The sequence below is a fragment of the Streptomyces sp. NPDC005485 genome (assembly GCF_040606085.1).
GTDB lineage: Bacteria > Actinomycetota > Actinomycetes > Streptomycetales > Streptomycetaceae > Streptomyces.
In genome coordinates this window covers 1-23,814 of sequence record NZ_JBEXDZ010000095.1, presented here as the reverse complement: position 1 = coordinate 23,814, position 23,814 = coordinate 1, and the positions used below count along the sequence as shown (strand labels likewise).

19 protein-coding genes are annotated in these 23,814 nt (G+C 71.5%); 12 read left to right on the top strand and 7 right to left on the bottom strand.

Annotated features, from left to right (window positions below; genetic code table 11):
- Positions 1-140 precede the first annotated feature (140 nt).
- From ABZS97_RS27805 to ABZS97_RS27790, 4 genes are all read right to left on the bottom strand, one after another.
- Positions 141-1,136 carry a DNA-3-methyladenine glycosylase 2 family protein gene (locus ABZS97_RS27805; RefSeq protein WP_356141739.1) on the bottom strand — a complete coding sequence of 332 codons (996 nt, stop codon included), beginning with the start codon at positions 1,134-1,136 and terminating at the stop codon, positions 141-143.
- Positions 1,137-1,240: 104 nt separating this feature from the next.
- On the bottom strand, positions 1,241-2,569 hold the full coding sequence (locus tag ABZS97_RS27800) for a coenzyme F420-0:L-glutamate ligase (RefSeq protein ID WP_356141737.1): 1,329 nt from the start codon (positions 2,567-2,569) through the stop codon (positions 1,241-1,243).
- Positions 2,566-3,525 carry a 2-phospho-L-lactate transferase gene (gene cofD, locus ABZS97_RS27795; RefSeq protein ID WP_356141735.1) on the bottom strand — a complete coding sequence of 320 codons (960 nt, stop codon included), beginning with the start codon at positions 3,523-3,525 and terminating at the stop codon, positions 2,566-2,568. The genes ABZS97_RS27800 and cofD overlap by 4 nt, the downstream gene beginning before the upstream one ends.
- A 63-nt stretch (positions 3,526-3,588) precedes the next feature.
- Complete coding sequence (locus tag ABZS97_RS27790) at positions 3,589-4,101, bottom strand: cysteine dioxygenase family protein (protein ID WP_356141733.1); 513 nt, start codon at positions 4,099-4,101, stop codon at positions 3,589-3,591.
- Between the two features lie 695 nt (positions 4,102-4,796).
- Here ABZS97_RS27790 and ABZS97_RS27785 point away from each other — a divergent pair.
- The 3 genes from ABZS97_RS27785 (at position 4,797) to ABZS97_RS27775 (ending at position 10,669) form a co-directional block, all read left to right on the top strand.
- Positions 4,797-5,060 carry a WhiB family transcriptional regulator gene (locus ABZS97_RS27785; protein ID WP_010986447.1) on the top strand — a complete coding sequence of 88 codons (264 nt, stop codon included), beginning with the start codon at positions 4,797-4,799 and terminating at the stop codon, positions 5,058-5,060.
- 339 nt (positions 5,061-5,399) lie between these two features.
- A complete protein-coding gene (locus tag ABZS97_RS27780; protein WP_356141731.1) occupies positions 5,400-9,083 on the top strand; it encodes a glycosyltransferase in 3,684 nt (1,227 codons plus the stop codon).
- On the top strand, positions 9,080-10,669 hold the full coding sequence (locus tag ABZS97_RS27775) for a DUF5719 family protein (protein WP_356141729.1): 1,590 nt from the start codon (positions 9,080-9,082) through the stop codon (positions 10,667-10,669). Before ABZS97_RS27780 ends, ABZS97_RS27775 begins: the two co-directional genes overlap by 4 nt.
- 210 nt (positions 10,670-10,879) lie before the next feature.
- Here ABZS97_RS27775 and ABZS97_RS27770 read toward each other — a convergent pair whose 3' ends face one another.
- A complete protein-coding gene (locus ABZS97_RS27770; RefSeq protein ID WP_356141759.1) occupies positions 10,880-11,329 on the bottom strand; it encodes a metallopeptidase family protein in 450 nt (149 codons plus the stop codon).
- Between the two features lie 325 nt (positions 11,330-11,654).
- Here ABZS97_RS27770 and ABZS97_RS27765 point away from each other — a divergent pair, with 325 nt between their 5' ends.
- The 6 genes from ABZS97_RS27765 to ABZS97_RS27740 all read left to right on the top strand — a co-directional run bounded on the left by ABZS97_RS27765 (position 11,655) and on the right by ABZS97_RS27740 (position 17,601).
- A complete protein-coding gene (locus tag ABZS97_RS27765) occupies positions 11,655-12,086 on the top strand; it encodes a DUF3499 domain-containing protein (protein ID WP_356141754.1) in 432 nt (143 codons plus the stop codon).
- Positions 12,087-12,225: 139 nt separating this feature from the next.
- Complete coding sequence (locus ABZS97_RS27760; RefSeq protein WP_356141727.1) at positions 12,226-13,590, top strand: phosphomannomutase/phosphoglucomutase; 1,365 nt, start codon at positions 12,226-12,228, stop codon at positions 13,588-13,590.
- Between the two features lie 240 nt (positions 13,591-13,830).
- A complete protein-coding gene (locus ABZS97_RS27755; protein WP_356141725.1) occupies positions 13,831-14,013 on the top strand; it encodes a Trm112 family protein in 183 nt (60 codons plus the stop codon).
- 78 nt (positions 14,014-14,091) lie between these two features.
- Complete coding sequence (locus ABZS97_RS27750) at positions 14,092-15,219, top strand: SIS domain-containing protein (protein ID WP_356141723.1); 1,128 nt, start codon at positions 14,092-14,094, stop codon at positions 15,217-15,219.
- Between the two features lie 130 nt (positions 15,220-15,349).
- Complete coding sequence (gene manA / locus ABZS97_RS27745) at positions 15,350-16,501, top strand: mannose-6-phosphate isomerase, class I (RefSeq protein ID WP_356141721.1); 1,152 nt, start codon at positions 15,350-15,352, stop codon at positions 16,499-16,501.
- Positions 16,502-16,623: 122 nt separating this feature from the next.
- On the top strand, positions 16,624-17,601 hold the full coding sequence (locus ABZS97_RS27740; RefSeq protein ID WP_356141719.1) for a cation diffusion facilitator family transporter: 978 nt from the start codon (positions 16,624-16,626) through the stop codon (positions 17,599-17,601).
- Positions 17,602-17,695: 94 nt separating this feature from the next.
- Here the strand turns inward: ABZS97_RS27740 and lepB are convergent, their stop codons facing one another.
- Entirely contained in the window at positions 17,696-18,364 is a 669-nt protein-coding gene (lepB, locus tag ABZS97_RS27735; protein WP_356141717.1) for a signal peptidase I, read from the bottom strand.
- A 359-nt stretch (positions 18,365-18,723) separates the two neighbouring features.
- Between lepB and ahcY the strand changes: the two genes are divergently transcribed.
- Together ahcY and ABZS97_RS27725 are read left to right on the top strand one after the other, a co-directional pair.
- Entirely contained in the window at positions 18,724-20,181 is a 1,458-nt protein-coding gene (gene ahcY / locus ABZS97_RS27730) for an adenosylhomocysteinase (protein WP_356141715.1), read from the top strand.
- 168 nt (positions 20,182-20,349) lie between these two features.
- Entirely contained in the window at positions 20,350-20,964 is a 615-nt protein-coding gene (locus ABZS97_RS27725) for a hypothetical protein (RefSeq protein ID WP_356141713.1), read from the top strand.
- Between the two features lie 50 nt (positions 20,965-21,014).
- Here the strand turns inward: ABZS97_RS27725 and ABZS97_RS27720 are convergent, their stop codons facing one another.
- Complete coding sequence (locus tag ABZS97_RS27720) at positions 21,015-22,082, bottom strand: RDD family protein (protein WP_356141711.1); 1,068 nt, start codon at positions 22,080-22,082, stop codon at positions 21,015-21,017.
- Positions 22,083-22,201: 119 nt separating this feature from the next.
- Here ABZS97_RS27720 and ABZS97_RS27715 point away from each other — a divergent pair, with 119 nt between their 5' ends.
- The gene (locus ABZS97_RS27715) at positions 22,202-23,209 is read left to right on the top strand and encodes a stage II sporulation protein M (RefSeq protein WP_356141709.1); all 1,008 of its coding nucleotides are present in this window, start codon (positions 22,202-22,204) and stop codon (positions 23,207-23,209) included.
- The last annotated feature ends 605 nt before the right edge of the window (positions 23,210-23,814 follow it).

Genomic DNA, 23,814 nt, shown 5'->3' with positions numbered 1-23,814 from the left:
CCGTCCGGCGTTTGAGGACGAGCGCGAAGCGCGACAGGGGGGAAAGGGGGCGAAGCCCCCAGGAGGACGGGACGGGAAGGGGCGGAGGGGGCGAAAAAGCCAGTGGCCCCCGCCCCCACCCCGGCCCGGCTCGCCGGGGTTCACAACCGCCCGATGTCCCCCCGGTACATCCGCGGAGCCCGCCGCGCAGGCGTACGCCCCGACAGCAGGATCAACCGAGCGGCCCGATGCCGCTGCCCCGCATAGGGCGCGAGCAACGACAACATCACGGAGTCGTCCGCGTCCCGGTCGCCCGCCAGGGCATACCCCACGATCCCGGGAAGGTGCAGGTCCCCGACCGTCACCGAATCCGGATCCCCATGACTGCGCTGCACCACCTCCGCCGAGGTCCACGGCCCCACCCCCGACACCAGTTCCAGCCGGGCCCGCGCGGCCTCCGGCGCGAACCCCACGGCCTCCTCCAGCCGCGCCGCCACCCGGACCGCCCGCAGAATCGTCGAGGCCCGCTTGTTGTCGACCCCGGCCCGGTGCCACTCCCAGGACGGGATCAGCGCCCAGGTCCGCGGCGCGGGCATCACGTACATCCGCTCGGGCGCGGGCCCCGGCGCCGGCTCCCCGTACTTCCGTACGAGCAACCGCCATGCCCGGTACGCCTCGTCCGTGGTGACCTTCTGCTCCAGCACGGAGGGGATGAGCGACTCCAGCACCAGCCCGGTGCGGGTCAACCGCAGCCCGGGCCGCAGATGGCGCGTGGCTGCCACGATCCGGTGCCGCGGCTCGAACGCCGACGGGTCGTCCGAGGAGCCGAGCATCTCGGGCAGCTGCTCCAGCAACCACTCGGCCCCGGGCCCCCACGCCTCGCCGCCGGCCACCCCGCCCCGCAGCGCGACCCGCAGCGTTCCGGGCCCGGCGGGCGTCCGGCTGGTCCGCCACACGGACCCGTCCGGCGTCGTACGAAAGGTCGGGTCTCCAGGCCCTCGCCGCAGCGGCCCGAGCACCAGCCCGAGGTCGAGCGGCCCGTCGGGCGTCCACGTACGCCGGCGCGCGGGCGCGGGGCGCGGCACTCCCGGGGGCACGGCGACATGCCCGCCGCGCACGGTCGTACGCGTGGGTCGCGGAGCGAAACGTCCAGCCACGAGGGAGGCCCCAGAGGTGCTCGGGATACAGCAGATGCCCTACGAGGGTAGGCGCCCCCGCCCCCCGGTACACCCGACTCGGTGCACCTCACCCGCGCTCCGACTCAGCGCACCTCCACGAACGCCGCCGCGTCCCGCTCCGGCCGGGGCCTGGGCGGCTCCGCCGCGTGCCCCACGGCCACCGCCCCCATCGGGTCCCATCCCTCCGGCAGCTCCAGCGCATCCCGTACGACATCCCGGCAGAACATCGTCGACGACACCCAGGCGGAGCCGAGCCGCTCCCCGGCGAGGGCGACCAGGAAGTTCTGGACGCCCGCACCGGCGGCGACGACGAACATCTCCCGCTCGGCCCCGTCTCGACGCGCGTCCCCGTACGTGTGGGAGCCGTCCATGACCAGGCACGGCACGACCAGATACGGCGCCTTGCGCAGCACGTCACCGCGGCGTACCCGCTTGGCGACGGACTCCTCCGTCTTCCCGTCGCGCCGCAGATCGGCGATCCACGCATCGCGCATGGCGTCCAGCAGCCGGGTCCGGGAGTCCTGCGACTCCAGCAGTACGAACCGCCAGGGAGTGGTGTGGTGCGGCGCGGGTGCGGTGACGGCCGCGGCGACCGCCCGCCGGACGGCGCCCGCGTCCACCGGCTCGTCGGTGAAAGCCCGGACGGTACGCCGCTGGGTCACCGCTTCCCGTACGGCCTCCGACGTGCCGAGGCGGAACATGTCGTCGTGCGCACCCCGCACCATCGCCCGCGTTCCCTCGCCGTCGTCCTCGGCCAGCACATGGGCCAGCCCGCGCACGACGGCGACGGGCAGCCCGGCGGCCTTGCCCTTGACCAGGTCGCCCGCGGCGGCGAGTTCGTCGGCCGTGGCGACGACCGTCGCGCTCAGCGGATTGCCGTGCGCGTCGGTGCCCCCGCGCAGGTCGTCCAGTACCCGGACGCCCGCGGCGCCGATGGCGACATCGGTGAGCCCGGTCCGCCAGGGCCGCCCGAAGGTGTCGGTGACGACGACGCCGACATTCACGCCGAGGGCGTCGCGCAGCCCGTCCCGGATCGCCCGGGCGGACGCGTCGGGGTCCTCGGGCAGCAGCAGCACGGTCCCGGCGGGGGTGTTGGAGGCATCGACCCCGGCGGCGGCCATCACGAGCCCCTGCCGGTTCTCGACGATCCGCAGGGCCCCGCGGCGCGCCACGACCCGCACGGTCTCGGCGTCGATGGCCGCTTCCCGGTCCGTCGCCTCGACGACGCGCCCCTCCGCCTTGGAGACGATCTTCGAGGTGACGAGCAGGACGTCCCCGTCGACGAGCGCGGGCTCGGCGACGGCGATCAGCTTGGCGAGGTCGTCACCCTGCCGGACCTCGGGCAGCCCGGGCAGCGCCCAGACCCGGTAGCCCACGGGCTCTCCGCGTTCGCCCCCACGCCCTTCGGTCACGGTGTCCGCACCTCCTCCGCCAGCGCCAGCGCCTCACGCGCCATCTGTGCGGTGGTGTCGAGGTCGGACATCATCAGGGGCACGGCCCGGCACCGGATGCCGGCCTCCTCCACCCGCTCCACGGCCCCCGCGTCCACCGTGTCGACGAGCCAGCCGTCCAGCAGTCCCGAGCCGTAGTGCTCGGCGACCGCGGCGGCCGTGGACTCGACACCCACCGCCGCCAGTACCTTGTCGGCCATGCCGCGCACGGGCGCGTCCCCGACGATGGGGGAGAGGCCGACCACGGGGACGCCCGCGTCGGCGATCGCCTCGCGGATCCCGGGCACGGCGAGGATCGTGCCGATGGAGACGACGGGGTTGGACGGCGGGAAGAGGATCACGTCCGCCTCGGCGATGGCCTCCAGCACACCGGGCGCGGGCTTGGACTGCTCGGCACCGACCGGCACCACGGCCAGCGCGTCCACGGAGGCCCGCAGCCGCACCCAGTACTCCTGGAAGTGGATCACCTTGCGCTCCCCGTCGGTCTCGACGGCCACATGCGTCTCCACGCGGTCGTCGGACATGGGGAGCAGGCGCACTCCGGGCTTCCACCGGTCGCACAGCGCCTCGGTGACGGCGCTGAGGGGGTAGCCCGCGCCGAGCATCTGCGTCCGCACGATGTGCGTCGCGAAGTCGCGGTCGCCGAGCCCGAACCACTCGGGGCCCACTCCGTACGCCGCGAGCTCCTCCTTGAGGTGGAAGGTCTCCTCGGCCCGCCCCCAGCCCTGCTCCTCGTTGATGCCGCCGCCGAGCGTGTACATCACCGTGTCGAGGTCCGGGCAGACCTTCAGCCCGAAGAGATGGATGTCGTCCCCGGTGTTGCCGATGACCGTGATGTCGGCGTCCGGCACGGCCCGCTGAACACCACGCAGGAACCGGGCACCACCGATACCGCCTGCCAGAACCACAATGCGCATGAGGACAAGTCTTGCAGGCGGGTACGACAACGCGTCAGGCGGTCAGGCAACGCGTGAGGCGATTCAGGCGACCTCGGCCTCGACCTCGGCCTCGATCTCGGCCTCGGCGCACTGCGACGCGTGCATCGGCATCTCGGTCAGGCCCGGGTAGTAGACGTGCAGGCTGACGGCCGGTTCCAGGGAGTCGTTGGCGACCTCGTGGACGTACCCCGGCGCGAAGACCCGCTGCGTGCCGGCGCTCAACGCGCGCGTGCCGCGCTCGGTGCGCTCGGTCAGGGCGCCGTCCAGGACCGTGAGTACGCCGGAGGAGCTGCCGTGGTCGTGCAGACCGCTGCCCTGTCCGGGCACCCAGGAGAGCAGCCAGACCTCGTAGCCGGGGCCGGTGCGCAGCCGGTGGTACCAGCGGGAGGCGGCGTCGTACCGGACGAGGTGCTCCCACTGGGAGCGGTCGGCGGCGATGGAGCGGGCCAGGCCGACGAAGTCGGCCACGGTGGCCGGGTGTTCGCGCGGCGGCTGGAGAAGGTGGGGTACTTCGAGGATGTCGCCGGCGATCTGGAGGTCGCTGTCGCTGTTCATGGATGCGGTGGTTCCTCGGCATCGAGTGCTGGGGTGGGGAGGACCATTTCCGCCCGGTTCGCGGACGGGAGGGGCGCCCTGGTGCGGGCGGGGGGTTCGCCCCGGTGGGGGCGGAGGCATCAGCCGGAGCGCGGAGGACTCAACAGCTGGGACAGCAACAGAAACAGCTACAGCGAGCGCGGGCAGCACCGTGGGACCCGGCGGAGCGGGTCGAGGTGAGTGCCGAGTTCGCGAGCATGCCCACAAGGACACCGGTTCACACTTCGGCTGTCAACTCGATGTCCGCCATGTGGGAGATGTTTCACCTCATCCGGTTCATCTGGCTGGCGAAAGGTTTGTTCAGGAGCCGCCCCGGACACATGGCGCACAACCGGGCGCACAAACCTCGCCGCGAACCCGTGATCCGAATGTGATCAGGTTCGCTTCGATGTTCGCGTCGGAACGAGATCGAACTCCTGGGCGTCCTTCCCTGTAGCGGGTCGGGGGCCCGGTCAGGCCCTCCGATGGCTGTCAGGGTTTATGCCGATTTGAACACTTTCCGCATAGCCTTGGTTCCGCAGAGTGAATAAGGGGCCCAATAGCAGATCTCGGCTTGACTGGCCCGGATCGGCACACTTGTAATTTCACTCGTGTCGTTCAGCCGAAATCGGGAACGGCAGCATCACGGGGACGCGAAAGACAGACGAGGGGCGCACATGACCGAGCTGGTGCAGCAACTGCTGGTCGACGACGCGGACGAGGAACTCGGCTGGCAGGAGCGCGCGCTGTGCGCCCAGACCGACCCCGAGTCCTTCTTCCCCGAGAAGGGCGGCTCCACCCGCGAGGCCAAGAAGGTCTGCCTCGCCTGCGAAGTCCGTTCCGAATGCCTCGAATACGCGCTCGCCAACGACGAGCGGTTCGGCATCTGGGGCGGCCTGTCCGAGCGCGAGCGCCGCCGCCTCAAGAAGGCAGCCATCTGAGAGCGGTCGTCCGGGAGCGGCTGCTTCGAGAGCGGTTGTCCGAGACCTGAGAAGTCCCGACCTCGGACGTCGGGCCCCGGGGCGGGCGTCGTACAGGCGATCGTCAAGCGGCCGCAGTCCGAAAACATCCGTACGCGCGCGTGAGCGCGAAGGCCGGGTGCCGCCGACCAATCGGCACACACCCTTACGTAACGATCGGCCCGTCGCAGGTGGGTTGTCCACAGGCGGCGGGCCGCTCTGTTGGCCAGCCGTTAGTGTGGGCCCTCGTCCGAGACGTCACGCTGTCCCCGCCGGACACAGACGTCCACCGCAGTCCATCGAACCGGGGCCTGTACCTCGATGTCCGTGCACAGCCATTCGGCAGCCCATCACGACACCGCTGCCACCCCTGAGTTCCCGCGTCACGTGGTGACCGCGGTGCTCGTCTCCCACGACGGCGCCCGCTGGCTGCCCGAGGCGCTCGCCGGGCTGCTCGGCCAGGAGCGCCCCGTGCAGAACGCGGTGGCGGCCGACACCGGCAGCGCGGACGAATCCGCCCAGCTGCTGACCGACGCGCTCGGCGCCGACCGGGTCCAGCACCTCGCCCGGCGCACCGGCTTCGGCCAGGCCGTCGAGGAAGCCTCCCGCAGCGCGGGCGTACTGACCCCGGACGACCTGCCCTACCTCAAGCGCCCCAGCGGGTGGGACCCCGTCACCCGCAGCTGGCGCGACGACGCGTACGACCTGCCGGAGTTCCCGCACGGCGAGCCCGAGCAGTGGCTGTGGCTGCTGCACGACGACTGCGCCCCCGAGCCGGACGCCCTGTCCCAGCTGCTCCGGGTCGTCGAGAGCGAGGCGGAGCTCGGCCGGCAGGTCGCCGTCGTCGGCCCCAAACTCCGCGGCTGGTACGACCGCAAGCAGCTGCTGGAAGTCGGCGTCACCATCGCCCACTCCGGCCGCCGCTGGACGGGCCTGGACCGCCGCGAGCAGGACCAGGGCCAGCACGACCACGTACAGCCCGTGCTCTCCGTCTCCACCGCCGGCATGCTGATCCGGCGCGACGTCTTCGAGCAGCTCGGCGGCTTCGACCGGCGGCTGCCCCTGATGCGTGACGACGTCGACCTGTGCTGGCGCGCCACCGCCGCGGGCCACCGCGTCCTGATCGCCCCCGAAGCGGTCGTACGACATGCCGAGGCGGCCTCCCGCGAGCGCCGCACCGTCGACTGCGTGGGCCGCACCTCCGCGTCCCCGCACAAGGTCGACAAGGCGGGCGCCGCCTACACCCTGCTCGTCAACGCCCGTACGGCGGCGCTGCCCTGGATCCTCGTCCGGCTCGTCCTCGGCACCCTGGTGCGCACCGTCGCGTATCTCGTCGGCAAGGTCCCCGGCCAGGCCGCCGCCGAGATCCGCGGCCTCCTCGGGACGCTGCTGCGGCCCGAGCGGATCATCGCGGGCCGTCGCAGACGCGGCAACTCCCAGATCGACAAGGGTGAACTGCGCGCGCTGTTCCCGCCACCCGGCGCGACGGTGCGGGCCACGATCGAACAGGTCGCGGGCAGCCTCGTGGGCCGCTCCGATCCCGAGGTCGCCCCCGGTGCCGGACGGCACGGCAGCGCGGTCGAGTCCGGACCCGGCGGCGACGACGCCGACTTCCTGGAGGTCGAACAGTTCGCCAGGCTCAAGCGCGTGGCCCGCAAGCCCGGCCCGATGCTCTTCGTGGTGCTGCTGTTCGTCTCGCTCATCGCCTGCCGCGAACTGCTCGGCGGGGGCGCGCTGGCGGGCGGCGCGCTGCTGCCCGCGCCGGCCGACTCCTCCGAGCTCTGGTCGCGCTATCTCGACGGCTGGCATCCGGTCGGCGCGGGCGGCACGCAGTCCGCGCCGCCGTATCTCGCGCTCGTCGCCATGCTGTCCAGCCTGCTCTTCGGCTCCACCGGGCTCGCGGTCACCGTGCTCCTCGTCTGCTCGGTGCCGCTGGCCGGCTTCACCGCGTACTTCGCCTCGCGGCCCCTGGTCGAGTCGCGGCTGCTGCGCGCCTGGGCTTCCGTCGCGTACGCCTTCCTGCCCGCCGCCGCCGGCGCGCTCGCCGGTGGCCGCCTCGGCACCGCCGTCCTCGCGATCCTGCTGCCGCTCATCGCGCGCGCGGGCATCGCCGCGAGCGGCCTCGCGCACTCCTCCGGGTCGCGCGGCAGCTGGCGCGCGACCTGGGCGTACGCCCTGCTGCTGACGTTCACCACGGCCTTCACACCGATCGTGTGGCCCATCGCGCTGATTCTCGGCATCGCCCTGCTCGCGGTGCGCCGGGGCGACATCGCGGCCTACGGGCTGCGCTTTCTCGCCCAGCTCGGCACCCCGCTGCTGATCCTCGCCCCCTGGTCGCTGACGCTGCTCCCGTTCGGCTTCTTCAAGGAAGCCGGTCTGGAGTACGGCGACAGCGCGGCCTCCGCGTTCGGCCTGCTCGGCGCGAGCCCGGGCGGCCCCGGCACCGTCAGCGGGCTGATGCTCATCGCCATCGTGCTCGCCGCGCTGGCCGCCCTGCTGCGCTCCGAGCGGCAGGCCGGGATCCGGACGGCCTGGGCCATCGCCCTGGTGGCGCTCGTCTTCGCCGTCCTGTCCAACGGCTCCGCATGGGCCGGGCCCGCCACCCTCGTCTACGGCCTCGCCCTCCTCGCCGCTGCCGCACTCGGCGCGGACGGGGCACGCGCGCGTGTCGCCGAGCAGAGCTTCGGCTGGCGCCAGCCGGTCGCCGCGCTCATCGCGTTCGCCGCCGCCGCGGGCCCGCTGCTCCTCGCCGCCGGATGGATGATCCGCGGCGCCGACGGGCCCCTGGAGCGCCGCGACCCGGTGCAGGTGCCCGCGTTCGTCGCCGAGGAGAGCGGCACCCGCGACCAGGCCCGCACCCTCGTCCTCGACAGCGCCTCGGCGGCCAGGGTCGGCTACACCCTGGTCCGCGGATCCGGCGCTCGCCTCGGCGACGCCGAACTCGCTGCGGAGAACGCGGAGAACACCGAGAACAAGAAGCTCGACAAGGTCGTCGCCAACCTGGTCGCGGGCTCCGGCGCCGACCAGGCCGACGAACTGGGCGGCTTCGCCGTGCGCTACGTACTCGTCCACAAGGGCGCACCCCGCGAGATGAGCCGCGTCCTCGACGCCACACCCGGACTGACCCGGCTCAGCCAGCAGGACGGCAGCGCCCTGTGGCGTGTCGACCGGCAGGTCTCGCGTGCCGCGATCGTCCCCAAGTCCGGTGACCCGCAGCCGATCGCCGCGGGTCCCGTCGACCTCCACACGACCATCCCCTCCGGCGCGGCGGGCCGCGTACTGCGCCTCGCCGACACCGCCGACGAGGGCTGGACCGCCACGCTCGACGGCACCCCGCTCACCCGCACCACGGTCGACGGCTGGGCGCAGGGCTTCGAACTCCCCGCCTCCGGTGGCAAGTTGGACGTCACCTTCGACGCGCCGGTGAGCCACGCCGGCTGGCTGTGGGCGCAGGGCGCGCTCGCCGTCGTTCTCGTGGTGCTCGCTCTGCCCGGTCGGCGCCGTGACGTCGACGACGACCTCCCCGAAGAGCCCGTCATCCCCGCCCAGGAGGTCACCGGCGAGGGCCGCCGCGCCCGCCGCCTGCGCGCCCAGGCCGAGGCGGAACAGGCCGCACAGACAGGGCAGGACACCGCCCAGGACTACGACATCCCGTCTCCTCCTTCGCAGGAGACACCCGACGCCCCGGCCGCGGTCCCCCAGCAGCACTCCTACGACGAGTGGGAGACCCCGACCTACGCGGGCGCCGAGTACAACACCTACGGCGGCGAGCAGTACCAGGGCCAGCAGCAGTACCCGGCGGGCACGTACGAGCAGCCGTACCAGGCAGACCCCTACCAGGGCGGCCAGTACGACCCGTACGCCTACGGGGGGACGCAGGCGTCGTACGACCAGACGTACACCCAGGGCTACGACCCGGCGGCGTACGACCCGGAGCAGCCCCCGATGCCGCCGCAGCCGCCACACGGCAACGACAGTGAGCGCCCCGACGGGAGCCAGCAGTGAACCGCACGACCCTGTCCCTGATCGTCGGCACCACCGCCCTCGCCGCCGTCACCGGATTCGCCGCGCTCACCGCGCCGGCCGCCTCCGGCGGCGACACGGAGAAGGCCGCGGCCCGGCTGCCCGTCGAGCGCACCAGCCTGCTCTGCCCGGCGCCGAGCATCTCCGACCTCGCCGAGACCTCGTACACGTCGTTCACACCGGTCTCCCAGGGCGCGGGCGCGAACGGTACGGCCGAACTGCGCTCCGCGACCGAGGAGTCGGGGGACGGCGACACCACGAGCGAGGACAAGAAGACCGACAAGAAGACCGACAAGAAGACCGACAAGAAGACGGACGAGAAGGCCACCGACAAGCCCGGCGACAAGACGGACAAGACGGCCGCGGGCAAGGCCGACAAGCCCGTCCTGGAGACCAAGGAACCCGGCAAGCCGGCCACCGGGGACAGCTCGGGGGCCGAGGCGCCCGCGCTCATCGGCACCGCCGAGGGCAAGTTCGCGCCGGGCTGGACCATCCAGGAGACCACGGAGGTCGCCGCGGGCACCGGCCGCGGCCTGCTCGGCACCAACTGCACCGCCCCGGACACCGAGTTCTGGTTCCCGGGCGCAGGCACCACCGCCGACCGCACCGACTACGTACACCTGACCAACCCCGACGACTCCACCGCCGTCGTCGACATCGAGCTGTACGGCAAGGACGGCGCCCTCAAGTCCTCGGTGGCGGACGGCATCACGGTCCAGCCGCACTCCAGCGAGCCGATCCTGCTGTCCACGCTGACCGACGAGCAGCAGACCAACGTCACCGTCCACGTGAGCGTCCGCAGCGGCCGGGTCGCCGCCGCCGTCCAGGCCCTCGACGACAAGCTCGGCGGGGACTGGCTGGCCGCCTCCACGGACCCCTCGGGCAGTCTCGTACTGCCCGGCATCCCCAAGGACGCCACCTCCGTGCGCCTGGTCGCCTTCGCACGCGGTGACGACGACGCCGACCTGAAGGTGCGCCTCGCCACGCCCTCCGGGCTGATCACCCCCGCGGGCAACGAGACAGTGCATGTGAAGTCCGGCATGACCACCGCTGTCGACCTCGGCGCCCTGACGCGCGGCGAGGCGGGTTCCCTGGTGCTCACGCCCACCGAGAAGGCGGTGCCGGTCGTGGCCGCCGTGCGGGTCGTGCGCGGCAAGGGCGACAAGCAGGAGACCGCCTTCATCCCCGCGACCGGCCCGATCGCCGCACGCGCGACGGTCGCCGACAACAGTGCCAAGGGGTCCACGCTCGCCCTGGCCGCCCCCGACGGGACCGCCAAGGTCAAGGTCACCGCCTCCGCGGGCAGCGAGGGCGGTACGGCGGCGACGAAGACGTACACGATCAAGGGCGGCACCACCCAGAACGTCGAACTCCCGGTCCCGAGCGGCCTCAAGGGGACGTACGCGCTGACGGTCGAGCCGCTCTCCGGAGGCCCCGTCTACGCCTCCCGGATGCTCGCCGCCACCGAGGGCGGCGTGCCCGGCTTCACGGTCCAGACCCTTCCGGACGACCGGGGGACGGTGGAGGTGCCGCAGGCGGAGCAGGACCTCTCGGTCCTGCAGAAGTAGCCCGGGCCGGCTGCCGCGGCCCGGGTGGGTCCGCCCGCTAGGGGGTGTTGTGAAAGTCCCGCACAGCACCCACGGCGCCCGGCACGCATCCTTGCCGCACCGGCCGAAGTCCCAAGTACGTCCAGTACGAGGGCCTTCGTCCGGCACGCCGAGGGAACGCACCGGACAGCGCGGGCACCGCGGGCACCGCACAGGACTTTCAAAACACCCCTAGTCCTCGCCGTAGCGGGGGTCCACCGTCTCCGGGGTGAGCCCCAGCAACTCCGCGACCTGCTCCACGACGATCTCGTGCACCAGGGCCGCGCGCTCGTCGCGGCCCTTGGTGCGGATCTCGACCGGGCGCCGGTACACGACCACGCGCGCGGGGTGGTCCTCGCGCGCCGGGACCGTGCCGCCCAGCGGCACGGCCTCGTCGCTCCAGGCGTCGCCCGGAGCGTCCAGACGCGGCACTTCGAGGACGAGGAAGTCAATGTCGGCGAGCTGCGGCCAGCGCCGTTCGAGCCGCTCCACGGAGTCCTGCACCAGGTCCGCGAAGACCTCGGCACGACTCGCGGAGAGCGGCACCTGCGGCGGCGCCACGGGGCCGCGCATGCCTCGTCCATGGCGGTCACGGCGGCGGGGCCCGGGTGCGGCGGCGCGGGGCGGTACGGGGTTGTCCATCACTGGCGAAGCGTAGTCCCCGTACGCTCCGGGCGCCCGGCCACACGCGGCCGCGGGACACCGTCCCGACATGTCGCACGATGATCGTTGCGGACAGCGCTCGACGAGTGTTCGGGATGTCACCCGATGACCATTCCGGCCAAGCTTGGGCTCGATTCCGTATCCCTCCAAGACCGTCGATCTCAAGGCAATTGACGGGGTTTGCACCAAGTGGTGATCGGATGCAGGTCTGTTCGGTATCTCGTCGAAGAGGGTCGTGCCTGGTCAGCGTGGTGTGCGAGGGGAGTTGTGTGCGCCGTTTCACACCACGACACGGTCGGGTGACCTGGGGGAGAGTCGTCGCGGCCCGCTCAAGAGTGCGGTACCGTCCAACGTCGTGAGCCCTGTACGTCGCTGTTCGCGCACCGCTTGCGGCCGTCCCGCCGTCGCGACGCTGACGTACGTCTACGCCGACTCGACCGCGGTCCTCGGCCCGCTCGCCACCTACGCCGAACCCCACTGCTACGACCTGTGCGCCGAGCACGCCGCACGCCTCACCGCGCCGCGCGGCTGGGAGGTCGTCCGGCTCGCCGACTCCTCCGGTCCGTCCCGCCCCAGCGGTGACGACCTCGAAGCGCTCGCCAACGCGGTGCGCGAGGCCGCCCGCCCGCAGCAGCGCACCGCGGAGGCCGGTGGCGGCGGCAACGCGCGCACCGTCGACCCGGTGCAGGTCGCGCGCCGCGGCCACCTGCGGGTGCTGCGCTCACCGGACAACTGAGTCCCCTCCAACGCCTCCGGCTCGTCCGACTCCGCCGACCTCACGTCGCGAGGGGTAGTCCGATCAGCCGCTGCACAGCGGACTGTCAGCCGGGGCGGGTAGTTTGGGGTGACCGAAGTGGACTTCTGGAGGGTTGGCCGTGACTGCTGATCTGTCGCAGCTCGTGAAGGCGTACGACGTACGTGGAGTGGTCCCGGACCAGTGGGACGAGTCGTTGGCCGAGCTGTTCGGGGCGGCCTTCGTCCAGGTGACCGCCGCGACCGCGATCGTGATCGGACACGACATGCGGCCTTCCTCGCCCGGCCTGTCGCGTGCCTTCGCGCGCGGCGCGGCGGCGCGCGGCGTCGACGTGACCGAGATCGGCCTGTGCTCGACGGACCAGCTGTACTACGCGTCGGGCGCGTTCGACCTGCCGGGCGCCATGTTCACTGCCTCCCACAACCCCGCGCAGTACAACGGCATCAAGATGTGCCGGGCGGGTGCCGCGCCCGTCGGCCAGGACACCGGCCTTGCCGAGATCCGCCAACTCGTGGAGTCCTGGCTCGACTCGGGCGCCCCGTCCTCGGACGCGACGCCGGGAACGATCACCCAGCGGGACACGTTGGAGGATTACGCGGCGCACCTGCGCGGGCTTGTCGACCTGACCTCCATCCGCCCCCTGAAGGTCGTCGTCGACGCGGGCAACGGCATGGGCGGACACACCGTCCCGACCGTCTTCGCCGGCCTGCCGCTGACCCTCGTGCCGATGTACTTCGAGCTGGACGGCACGTTCCCCAACCACGAGGCCAACCCGCTCGACCCGAAGAACATCGTCGACCTGCAGCAGCGTGTACGCGAGGAGGGCGCCGACCTCGGCATCGCCTTCGACGGCGACGCGGACCGCTGCTTCGTCGTCGACGAGCGCGGCGACCCGGTCGCACCGTCCGCCATCACCGCGCTGGTCGCCTCCCGCGAGCTCGCCAAGCACGGCGGCAAGGGCACGATCATCCACAACCTCATCACCTCCTGGTCGGTCCCCGAGGTCGTCCGCGAGAACGGCGGCACCCCGGTCCGCACCCGCGTGGGCCACTCCTTCATCAAGGCGGAGATGGCCAGGTCCGGCGCCATCTTCGGCGGCGAGCACTCCGCGCACTACTACTTCAAGGACTTCTGGAACGCGGACACGGGCATGCTCGCCGCGCTCCACGTCCTCGCGGCGCTCGGCGGCCAGGAGGGCACGCTCTCCGGCCTGGTCGCGCAGTACGACCGCTACGCCGCCTCCGGCGAGATCAACTCCACGGTCGACGACCAGACGGCCCGCCTCGCCGCGATCAAGACGGCGTACGAGGGCCAGGAGGGCGTCACCCTCGACGAACTCGACGGCCTCACCGTCACCGCCGCCGACTGGTGGTTCAACGTCCGCCCCTCCAACACGGAACCCCTCCTCCGCCTGAACGCGGAGGCACGGGACGAGGCGACGATGACGAAGGTGCGGGACGAGGTCCTGGCGATCATCAGGGGCTGACGTTTCAGCCTCGGCCGGGCGGAGAGATTTCAGCCCGTCCGGCGTTTGAGGACGAGCGCGAAGCGCGATGGCAGGGGGAAAGGGGCCGCAGCCCCCAGGACAACGGGCAGGGTAGGGCGGTGGGGGCGAAAACCCATACGCCCCCACCCCGGCGCCCCACCCCACTCCCAGGGACCGGCACCCCGCCGCTCACGGCGGTACCCTGACCAGGCCGCATTCCACTGTTCGGAAGGACACACCATGCCGCTCGAAGCGGGCCTCCTGGAGATCCTCGCCTGCCCCGCCTGTCACGCCCCGCTCAAGGAGCAGGACACGGACGGCCAGGCGGAGCTGGTCTGCACCGGCCAGGGCTGCGGCCTCGCCTACCCCGTGCGCGACGGGATCCCCGTACTGCTCGTCGACGAGGCCCGCCGCCCCGCGTAAGCGCGGAGGCGCGCAAGCGCAAGCGACCACCGTCGCGACTGCCCGGACGTACCCCCGGCGATCGGAGGCTGCCGACCCATGCTCGACGAATCGCTGCTCGACGACCCCGACGCGCTCGCCCGCGCCGACCGCCGTGAGCTGCTGCGTGGCGCCGCCGAGGCCGGCGCCCGCGTCCGCACCGCGGTCCGGCACGCCACCGAGGCAGGCATCCCGGACCTGAAGCCCGACGGGCGCCCGCGCTCCGTTCTGATCGCCGGCCCCGGCATGGCCGCCACAGGCGTCGCCGAACTCCTCGGCACCCTCGCCGGCACCAGCTGCCCCGTCACCCGGCTCACCCCGGGCGGCGTCGCCCCCGCGGCAGGCGCCCTGCGCTGGGAGCTGCCCGGCTGGGCGGGCCCCGTGGACCTGCTCCTGATCGCCACCCCGGACGGCTCCGAACCCGGCCTCTCGCTGCTGGTCGAGCAGGCGTACCGGCGCGGCTGCACCGTCGCCGCCGTAGCCCCGTCGAACTCCCCGGTGACCGAGTCGATCGAGAGCACGCACGGCCTGTTCGTACCCATGGCGACCGCCCCGTACGAGGTGGAGGTGCCCCTAGCCGCGTCCGCGCCCGGCGTCCTGTGGGCGCTGCTCACCCCGCTGCTCGCGCTCCTGGACCGCACCGGCCTGCTCGCGGCACCCTCCGAGGCACTGCAGAAGGTCGCCGACCGCCTCGACCTCGTCGCCGAGCGCTGCGGACCGGCCATCGCGACCTACAGCAACCCCGCCAAGACCCTCGCCGTCGAGCTCGCCGAGGCACTCCCGGTGATCTGGACGGAGGGCACCTCCGCCGGCCCCGCGGGCCGCCGTTTCACCGCCGCGCTCGCCGAACTCGCGGGCCGCCCCTCGCTCACCGCCGAACTCCCCGAGGCGCTCGCCTCGCACAGCGTGCTGCTCGCGGGCGCACTCGCCGCTGGCGCGGACCCCGACGACTTCTTCCGCGACCGGGTCGAGGAGGCGCAGGCCCTCCACGCGCGCGTGGTGCTGCTCCGCGACCGCCCGATCGGCGGACTGAGCGCCGCCCCCGCGGCCCGCGAGCTCGCCCTCGGCCACGACACCGCCATCAGCGAACTCGGACCGGAGGAGGGCACCGAGCTGGAGACCCTCGCCGAGCTGATCGCCGTCACGGATTTCGCCGCCGTTTACCTGGCGCTCGCTTCAGGGGCCTGATCTTGACCCACGCCCCGCTCACGCCCCGTGAGCAGGGTGGCTCACATCGCGCGAACCTCGTGGCTCCCGCCGGGTGAGCATCTCGGGTCACGCCGGCCGAACAGCGTACGTACGGAGAAGAAGACACACCATGGACCGCCTGGAGAACACCGTCCGCCCCTACGCCTGGGGCTCCACCACCGCCATCCCGCGGCTGCTCGGCGTGGAGCCGACCGGCGAACCGCAGGCGGAGATGTGGATGGGCGCCCACCCCGGCGCGCCCTCGCGCACCGCGCGCGGTCCCCTCACCGAGCTCATCGACGAGGCCCCCGAGAAGGAACTCGGCGCGGCGGCCGTCGCCAGGTTCGGCCCGCGCCTCCCCTTCCTCCTCAAGATCCTCGCCGCGGGCGCCCCTCTCTCCCTCCAGGTGCACCCCAACCTCGAACAGGCGAGGGAGGGTTACGAGGACGAGGAGCGCCGCGAAATCCCCGTCGGCGCCGCGCACCGCAACTACAAGGACGCCAACCACAAGCCCGAACTGATCTGCGCCCTCACCGAGTTCGACGGCCTCTGCGGCTTCCGCGCCCCCGACGAGGCCGCCGAACTCCTCGCCGGCCTGGACGTCGACTCCCTGAAGCCGTACGTCGACCTGCTGCACGCCCACCCCGAAGAGGCCGCACTGCGCGAGGTCCTCACGGCGCTGCTCTCCGCCGACCGCGACGAGATGGCCCACACGGTCACCGAGGCCGCGACCGCCTGCGCACGCCTCGGCGGCTCCTACGCCCCCTACGCCGACATCGCGCACCACTACCCGGGCGACCCCGGCGTCATCGCCGCGATGCTCCTCAACTACGTCCAACTCCAGCCCGGCGAAGCCCTGTTCCTCGGCGCCGGCGTCCCGCACGCGTACCTGAACGGCCTCGGCGTCGAGATCATGGCCAACTCCGACAACGTCCTGCGCTGCGGTCTGACCCCCAAGCACGTCGACGTCCCCGAACTCCTGCGCATCGTCCGCTTCGAGGCGAGCGACCCCGGCGTCCTGCGCCCCGAGGCGTCCCCCGACGGCGAAGAGGTCTACGCGACCCCCATCGACGAGTTCCGCCTCTCCCGCTACGTCCTCCCCGAGGGCGCGGCCCCGCACGACCTGACCCTGACGACCCCGCAGATCCTGCTGTGCACCGCGGGTTCCGTCCGGGCCGGGGAGCACCCGCTCACCCCCGGCGAGTCCGTCTTCGTACCGGCGGGCGAACAGGCCGGCGTCTCCGGCGCGGGCACGCTCTTCCGGGCCACTGTGGTGGCCTGACGCGTCCTTGTCGGACAGGGCTGCAACAATGGCCCACCGGCAAAGCAGGGGCAAAGGCCTGGACGGCGTACGAGAGTACGAACCGGTCGCGGGACGGCGTTACGAAGGGACAGCAGGAGCACATGAGCGCTTCAGGCGGCACCAAAGCGATCGTGGCGGCACTCGGCGCCAACCTCGCGATCGCGGTATCGAAGTTCGTGGCGTTCGCCTTCAGCGGTTCGTCGTCGATGCTCGCCGAGGGCGTCCACTCGCTCGCCGACTCAGGCAACCAGGCCCTGCTTCTGATCGGCGGCAAGAAGGCCGAGCGGGAGGCGACCCCGGAACACCCCTTCGGCTACGGCCGCGAGCGGTACATCTACGCCTTCCTGGTCTCGATCGTCCTCTTCTCGGTCGGCGGCATGTTCGCCGTCTACGAGGGCTACGAGAAGATCAAGCACCCGCACGACATCGAGCACTGGTACTGGCCGGTGGGCGTCCTCGTCTTCGCGATCATCGCCGAGGGCTTCTCCTTCCGCACCGCCATCAAGGAGTCCAACCAGCTGCGTGGCGGGCTGTCCTGGTCGCAGTTCGTCCGCCGCGCCAAGGCCCCCGAGCTGCCCGTCGTCCTCCTGGAGGACTTCGGCGCGCTCATCGGTCTGGTCCTCGCGCTCGGCGGCGTCGGCCTGGCCCTGCTCACCGGTGACGGCATCTGGGACGGCATCGGCACCCTCTGCATCGGCATCCTGCTCATCCTGATCGCCCTCGTCCTGGCCGCCGAGACCAAGTCCCTGCTGCTCGGCGAGGCCGCGGGCACCGACGAGGTCAAGAAGATCGAGGCCGCGATCGTCGACGGCGACACGGTCACCGGCGTCATCCACATGCGCACCCTCCACCTCGGCCCCGAGGAACTGCTGATCGCCGCCAAGATCGCCGTTCAGCACGACGACACGGCCGCCGAGGTCGCCTCCGCCATAAACGCGGCCGAGGCCCGCATCCGCGCCGCCGTCCCGATCGCCCGCGTGATCTACCTGGAGCCGGACATCTACAGCGAGACCGAGGCGGCGAAGGGCCCGGACCGCGAGGCCACGCCCGGCGGCCCGGCGCAGACCGCCGGACACTGACCTCTCCTCGTACGCCGCTACTCCTGCCGTACGTGCCCGGGGGTCCGCCTGAAGCAGGGCGGGCCCCCGAGGCCGTTCACAGCTGCCACGGCTGTCACACCTGCACGGGCCACGGGGGCATCGGCGGCACCACCTGCCGCCGCCGTACGACCAGGGCGGCGATCCCGAAGCCGAGCCCGACGAGCGCGAGAACCAGCCCGACCAGCGCCGCCGAGATCCACACGAGGGCCCCTCCGAACCCGTCGACGACCCGGCCCAGCACAGCTCCGTCCGCCACCGTCCCCTGGTGGCCGACGCTCGTGTAGAACCGCGAGTCCATCGAGTTCGCCCGATAGTCGCCCAGCAGGAACAACCGCCCCGCCGGCACCTTCACGTCGTACGGCCTGACCCCGTCGGCGACACCGTCCTTCAGATACGGCTCGTCCAGCGGCTTCCCGTTGACGGTGACCCGCTCGTCCGCCCCCGAGCCCTCGCAGCACACCACCCGGTCACCGCCGACCCCGATCACCCGCTTGATCAGGGCCCCCTTGATCTCCGGCTCGGGCGCCTCGAAGAGCACGACGTCCCCCCGGCGCACCTCGTCGCCGTCCAGCCGCTCCACGACGAGGCGCTTCCCGACGGTGTAGGTGGGCGCCATGCTCCCGCCCGCCACCGTCACAGACGTATAGGCCGACCGTACGTACAGCAGCGAACCGACGACCATCACCAGTCCCAACGGCCCCAACAGCCAGGCTGTGACCGCCAGCCCTCGTACCCTGCGCATCGCTGCTCCCTCCCCATGCGGCACATCCGCGGGCGCCGAGGCTAGCGGCCTACTGTGAACGCACGGTGCCCGGCCCACCCGCCTCCCGTGCTCCTCCCGCCCCCTCGGGAGCGCCGCCGAGTCCGGAGCCGGACTGGGGCGGGCCGGTCCGACCGGTGTAGCTTGGTGACTGAGCCAGACGTCGCTGCTGATGGCGGTCGGGCGGTCCCACCGCGGACCGGCCGAGGGAGAGAGGGCCTCCGACGGACTGCGCTGCGCGCACCGCGGGCACGTCTGTGCCCTCGCCAGGGCACCCATGTGTCCGCCGCCGCGCAGACCAGCCGTACCCACCTCGCCCCAACCCCGAGGAGCAGCTCTCCATGACGACTGTCGACAACCGGCAGGACTTCAAGGTCGCCGATCTCTCCCTGGCCGAGTTCGGCCGCAAGGAGATCACCCTCGCCGAGCACGAGATGCCCGGCCTGATGTCCATCCGCAAGGAGTTCGCCGCCACTCAGCCGCTGGCCGGCGCCCGGATCATGGGCTCGCTGCACATGACCGTGCAGACCGCCGTCCTGATCGAGACCCTGGTCGCCCTGGGCGCCGAGGTCCGCTGGGTGTCCTGCAACATCTTCTCCACCCAGGACCACGCGGCCGCCGCCATCGCGGTAGGCCCGAACGGCACGCCCGAGAACCCGCAGGGCGTCCCGGTCTTCGCCTGGAAGGGCGAGACGCTGGAGGAGTACTGGTGGTGCACGGAGCAGGCGCTGACCTGGCCGAACAGCCCCACCGGCGGCCCGAACATGATCCTCGACGACGGTGGTGACGCCACCCTCCTCGTCCACAAGGGCGTCGAGTACGAGAAGGACGGCAAGGTCCCCTCGGTCGACACGGCCGAGTCCGACGAGCACCGCGTCATCCTGGAACTCCTGCACCGCACCATCACCGACGGCTCGCAGAAGTGGACCCAGCTCGCCTCGGAGATCCGCGGCGTGACCGAGGAGACCACGACCGGCGTTCACCGGCTGTACGAGATGCACCGCGACGGCACCCTCCTGTTCCCGGCGATCAACGTGAACGACGCCGTCACCAAGTCGAAGTTCGACAACAAGTACGGCTGCCGCCATTCCCTGATCGACGGCATCAACCGCGCCACCGACGTCCTCATCGGCGGCAAGACCGCGGTCGTCTGCGGCTACGGCGACGTGGGCAAGGGCTGCGCGGAGTCCCTGCGCGGACAGGGCGCCCGCGTGATCATCACCGAGATCGACCCGATCTGTGCCTTGCAGGCGGCGATGGACGGCTACCAGGTCACGACCCTCGACGAGGTCATCGACAAGGCCGACATCTTCGTCACCACGACGGGCAACAAGGACATCATCATGGCCGCCGACATGGCCAAGATGAAGCACCAGGCGATCGTCGGCAACATCGGCCACTTCGACAACGAGATCGACATGGCCGGCCTCGCGAAGATCCCCGGCATCGTCAAGGACGAGGTCAAGCCGCAGGTCCACACCTGGACGTTCTCCGACGGCAAGGTGCTCATCGTCCTGTCCGAGGGCCGCCTGCTGAACCTGGGCAACGCCACCGGCCACCCGTCGTTCGTGATGTCCAACTCGTTCGCGGACCAGACCCTGGCCCAGATCGAGCTGTTCACCAAGCCCGACGAGTACCCGACCGACGTCTACGTGCTGCCCAAGCACCTCGACGAGAAGGTCGCCCGTCTCCACCTCGACGCGCTCGGCGTGAAGCTCACGACCCTCCGCCCCGAGCAGGCCTCGTACATCGGTGTCGAGGTCGATGGCCCGTACAAGTCGGACCACTACCGCTACTGATCGGACCACTACCGCTACTGATACCGCCACCGAGTCGGTAATCCAGCTCGCGGTGGGTGCGTCCGTGCACTGACGCACCCCTCAGCAGCAGGTCCCAGGCAGGCCCCCGCACCCCCGTGCCGGGGGCCTGCCCGTGTCCGGACCAGCCCGTCAGAACCCAGGACCCCCATGCCCCGCGGCCGGTATTCGCTTCATGACCCGCATGACCACACCCCTCTCGGTGAAGAGCACTTCCACTGCGCGCCCGGCCCCTCCGGCTGGCGCTACGTCTCCCAGCTGACCACCCCTTCCGGCGACCACGCCGGCTCCGTCGACCTCGCCCTCGACGACCTCGGCCGCCCCATCCGTCTCGAACTCAACGCCGCCGGCTGGCAGGTCCGCGGCGCCGCGCTCGACGGCGTCACCTGGGTCCGCACCGACCCCACCGGCACTCAGGCCACCGAAGGCAACGTCCGCGCCCACGCCTTCACCGGCACATCCCCCGCGTTCCTTGTCGCCACCGCCCGTCTCCTCCGCCTCACCCCTTCCGCCTCGGCAACCCGCGTACGCCTCGTCGCCTTCACGGACCCGGTCCTCGCCCCGCGCACCGTGGACCAGTCCTGGGCCTTGATCTCGAGAGAAACACACGCCACTGACAACGCCCCCCTCGCGGTGGACGAATACCAGGTCACGGCCCTGGACACGGGGGAGCAGCACGCCGTGCACATCTCCGGCGACGTGGTTCTCGCAGCGCCCGGCATCGAGCTGGAACACCTCGAATCACCACCGTCGGTGTTCACCTGACGGAGCGTCGGTGCTCGACCGGCCTGCGGAGAAGGGGAAGTGACGGCCGGTCAGGAGGGCGGCACGAACCCGGTCGCGGGACTGTCGGCCTGACGACCGCCCTGCGGTGCCTGATCAGCCTGCTGTGATGCCGCGTCAGGGGAATGATCGCCCGAGGGCTGACCGGTCGCCCCTGAGTGCGCTGCCGGGTAGACGGGAGCCGCCGGCGGATACGGAGACGGATACGGATAGGCGGTGCCGGGGTGCTGCACCGGCGGACCGTCAGCGCCCGCCGCCGCCCCGGTCATCCCGGCCGCACCGGTCGACCCGACCGTCCCTGCCGTCGCCACCCCGGGTCCGGCCGGGCGCGCGTACGGGTTGACGGCCGCCGCGCCGCCGAAGGTCCGTCGAGCCTCTCGCGACTGCCGCTCCTGCACCACGGCCGCCAGATACGCGGCCGGCGGCACGCCCTGCGGCGCCGGAGCACCCGTACGAGCAGCGAGGTCACCGGCGAGCCGTTCCGCCATCGCCGCACCGACCTGCGGATCCAACTGCCGCATCCGCGTCAGGTACTGGCGGACGGCCAGCCACAGGCCGTCAGGAACCGCGGACAGATCGAGCCCGGAGAACCGCCCCGCCAGCCAGGGCGGCGGCGGAGGCATGAAAGGCATGTGCCCGACCGGCACCCTTTCCCGTACGACGAGAGTGCCCGCGAAGACGTCACCGAGCCGCCGCCCCCGTGCCGACACCAACGAGGCGACGCACGCGACGATCCCGAACGTCATCAAAATCTCCACCACACCCACAGCGCCGCGCACCAGCGCATGCCGGAACCGAATCGGCCCGCCGTCGTCCCGCACCACCCGCAACCCGAAGGCCAGCTTCCCCAGGGAACGGCCGTGACTGAGCGTCTCCACCGCTATGGGCCCCCCGACCAGGACGAGAACGAAACTCGCGATCGAGACCGCAACCTGCGCCGCTTCGTCGAGAGCGGCCGTCGAGGCCACCAGGGCGATGGTCACCGCGATGTAGACCAGCATCCCCACGACCAGGTCGAGCAACACGGCCAGCGCACGGCTCGGCAACTTCGCGGGGCGCAGCTCCAGCGCCACCGCCTCGCCCGTCACTAGCTCACTCACGCCTGCCGTCCTTCCCCTGACCTGCCCCGAGAACGGCCAGTCTGCCAAGCTGAGGACACATCGCGCCGCAGTACGACAAGCTGACACCCGAGACGAGCAGCCGAGGAGCAGGCAACCCGATGGACCTCGACGTCTTCGTGTCCGCCCACCGCGCCGAGTGGGATCGGCTCGACGCGCTGCTGCGCCGCCGGCGCCGTCTAACCGGAGCCGAGGCAGACGAACTCGTCGCCCTCTATCAGCGCACGGCCACGCATCTGTCCGTGATCCAGTCCAGCGCCCCGGACCCTCAGCTCACCGGTCGGCTCAGTCAACTCGTGGCACGCGCGCGTAGCGCCGTGACAGGAACGCGCCGCGCTTCCTGGCGTGACGTCACCCGCTTCCTTGCGCACGGTTTCCCCGCGGCGGTCTATCGCTCGCGCCACTGGTGGGTGCCCACGGCGCTCGTCTCCACCGCGGTAGCGATCCTCCTGGGGTGGTGGATCGGCACACACCCCGAAGTCCAGTCCTCGCTCACCACGCCCAGCGAACTGCGCGAGCTCACCCGCCCGGGTGGCCAGTACGAGACCTACTACTCGAGCCATCCCGCCACGTCCTTCGCCGCCCAGGTGTGGACGAACAACGCCCAGGCCGCCGCGATGTGCCTGGTCCTGGGCATCTTCCTGGGACTCCCGGTCCTCTGGATCCTGCTTCAGAACATGGTCAACGTCGGCGCAGGCATCGGCCTGATGACCTCGGCCGGCCGCCTCGACACGTTCCTCGGCCTCATCCTTCCGCACGGCCTTCTGGAACTGACCGCCGTCTTCGTGGCTGCGGGAACGGGCCTGCGCCTGGGTTGGACCGTGATCGACCCGGGCCCCCGGTCCCGCCGCACGGCCCTCGCCGAAGAGGGCCGGGCCGCCTTGGGCACGGCGATAGGCCTGGCCCTGGTCCTCTTCGTCTCGGGAGCCATCGAAGGCTTCGTCACCCCATCGGGGCTCCCCACCTGGGCCCGCATCGCCATCGGCGTCGCAGCCGAGCTGGCCTTCCTGGCGTACGTCTTCGTCCTGGGGGGTCGCGCGGCCCGCGCCGGTGACACCGGTGACGTCAGTGACTCCGAGCGCAGCGCCACCCTTCCGACGGCCGCTTGATGTGCAGGCACCTCGGTGGACCTGTTAGTCTCCTCTTCGCCCACAAGACCGTTGACACGGTTCGCGTGGGGAGGTAGATTCGAACAGTTGCCTAGAGCTGGACACGTCCGGCGGCAACGGTTGACATCTGCTGGCTTCTTGTGAATGCGATTCCCGAGAAGCCCTCCCGATTATTCAGGAATGAGTCGCCGGTCAGTCCGGCCAAAAACTTCTGATAAAGTCGGGCTCGCCGAAAGAGAGCCGAAAGGCAATCAAATAGGCAAAGGCCCTCCAACGGCCACCGGAAACAAATTCCGACCGGAAACGGAACGGAAAACGGATCTGGTACGGTTGGAAACACAGAAGGGAAGCGCCCGGAGGAAAGCCCGAGAGGGTGAGTACAAAGGAAGCGTCCGTTCCTTGAGAACTCAACAGCGTGCCAAAAATCAACGCCAGATATGTTGATACCCCGTCTCCGGCCATTCGGTCGGGGCGAGGTTCCTTTGAAAAAAGTCCTGCCGGGCATTGTTTCGGTAGGCGCATCAGCGAGGACGCTGTGAACGGTTGGGCTTATTCCGCCCGGCTGTTCCGCTCAACGCGAGTGTTTCGCAGGATTACCTGCACAC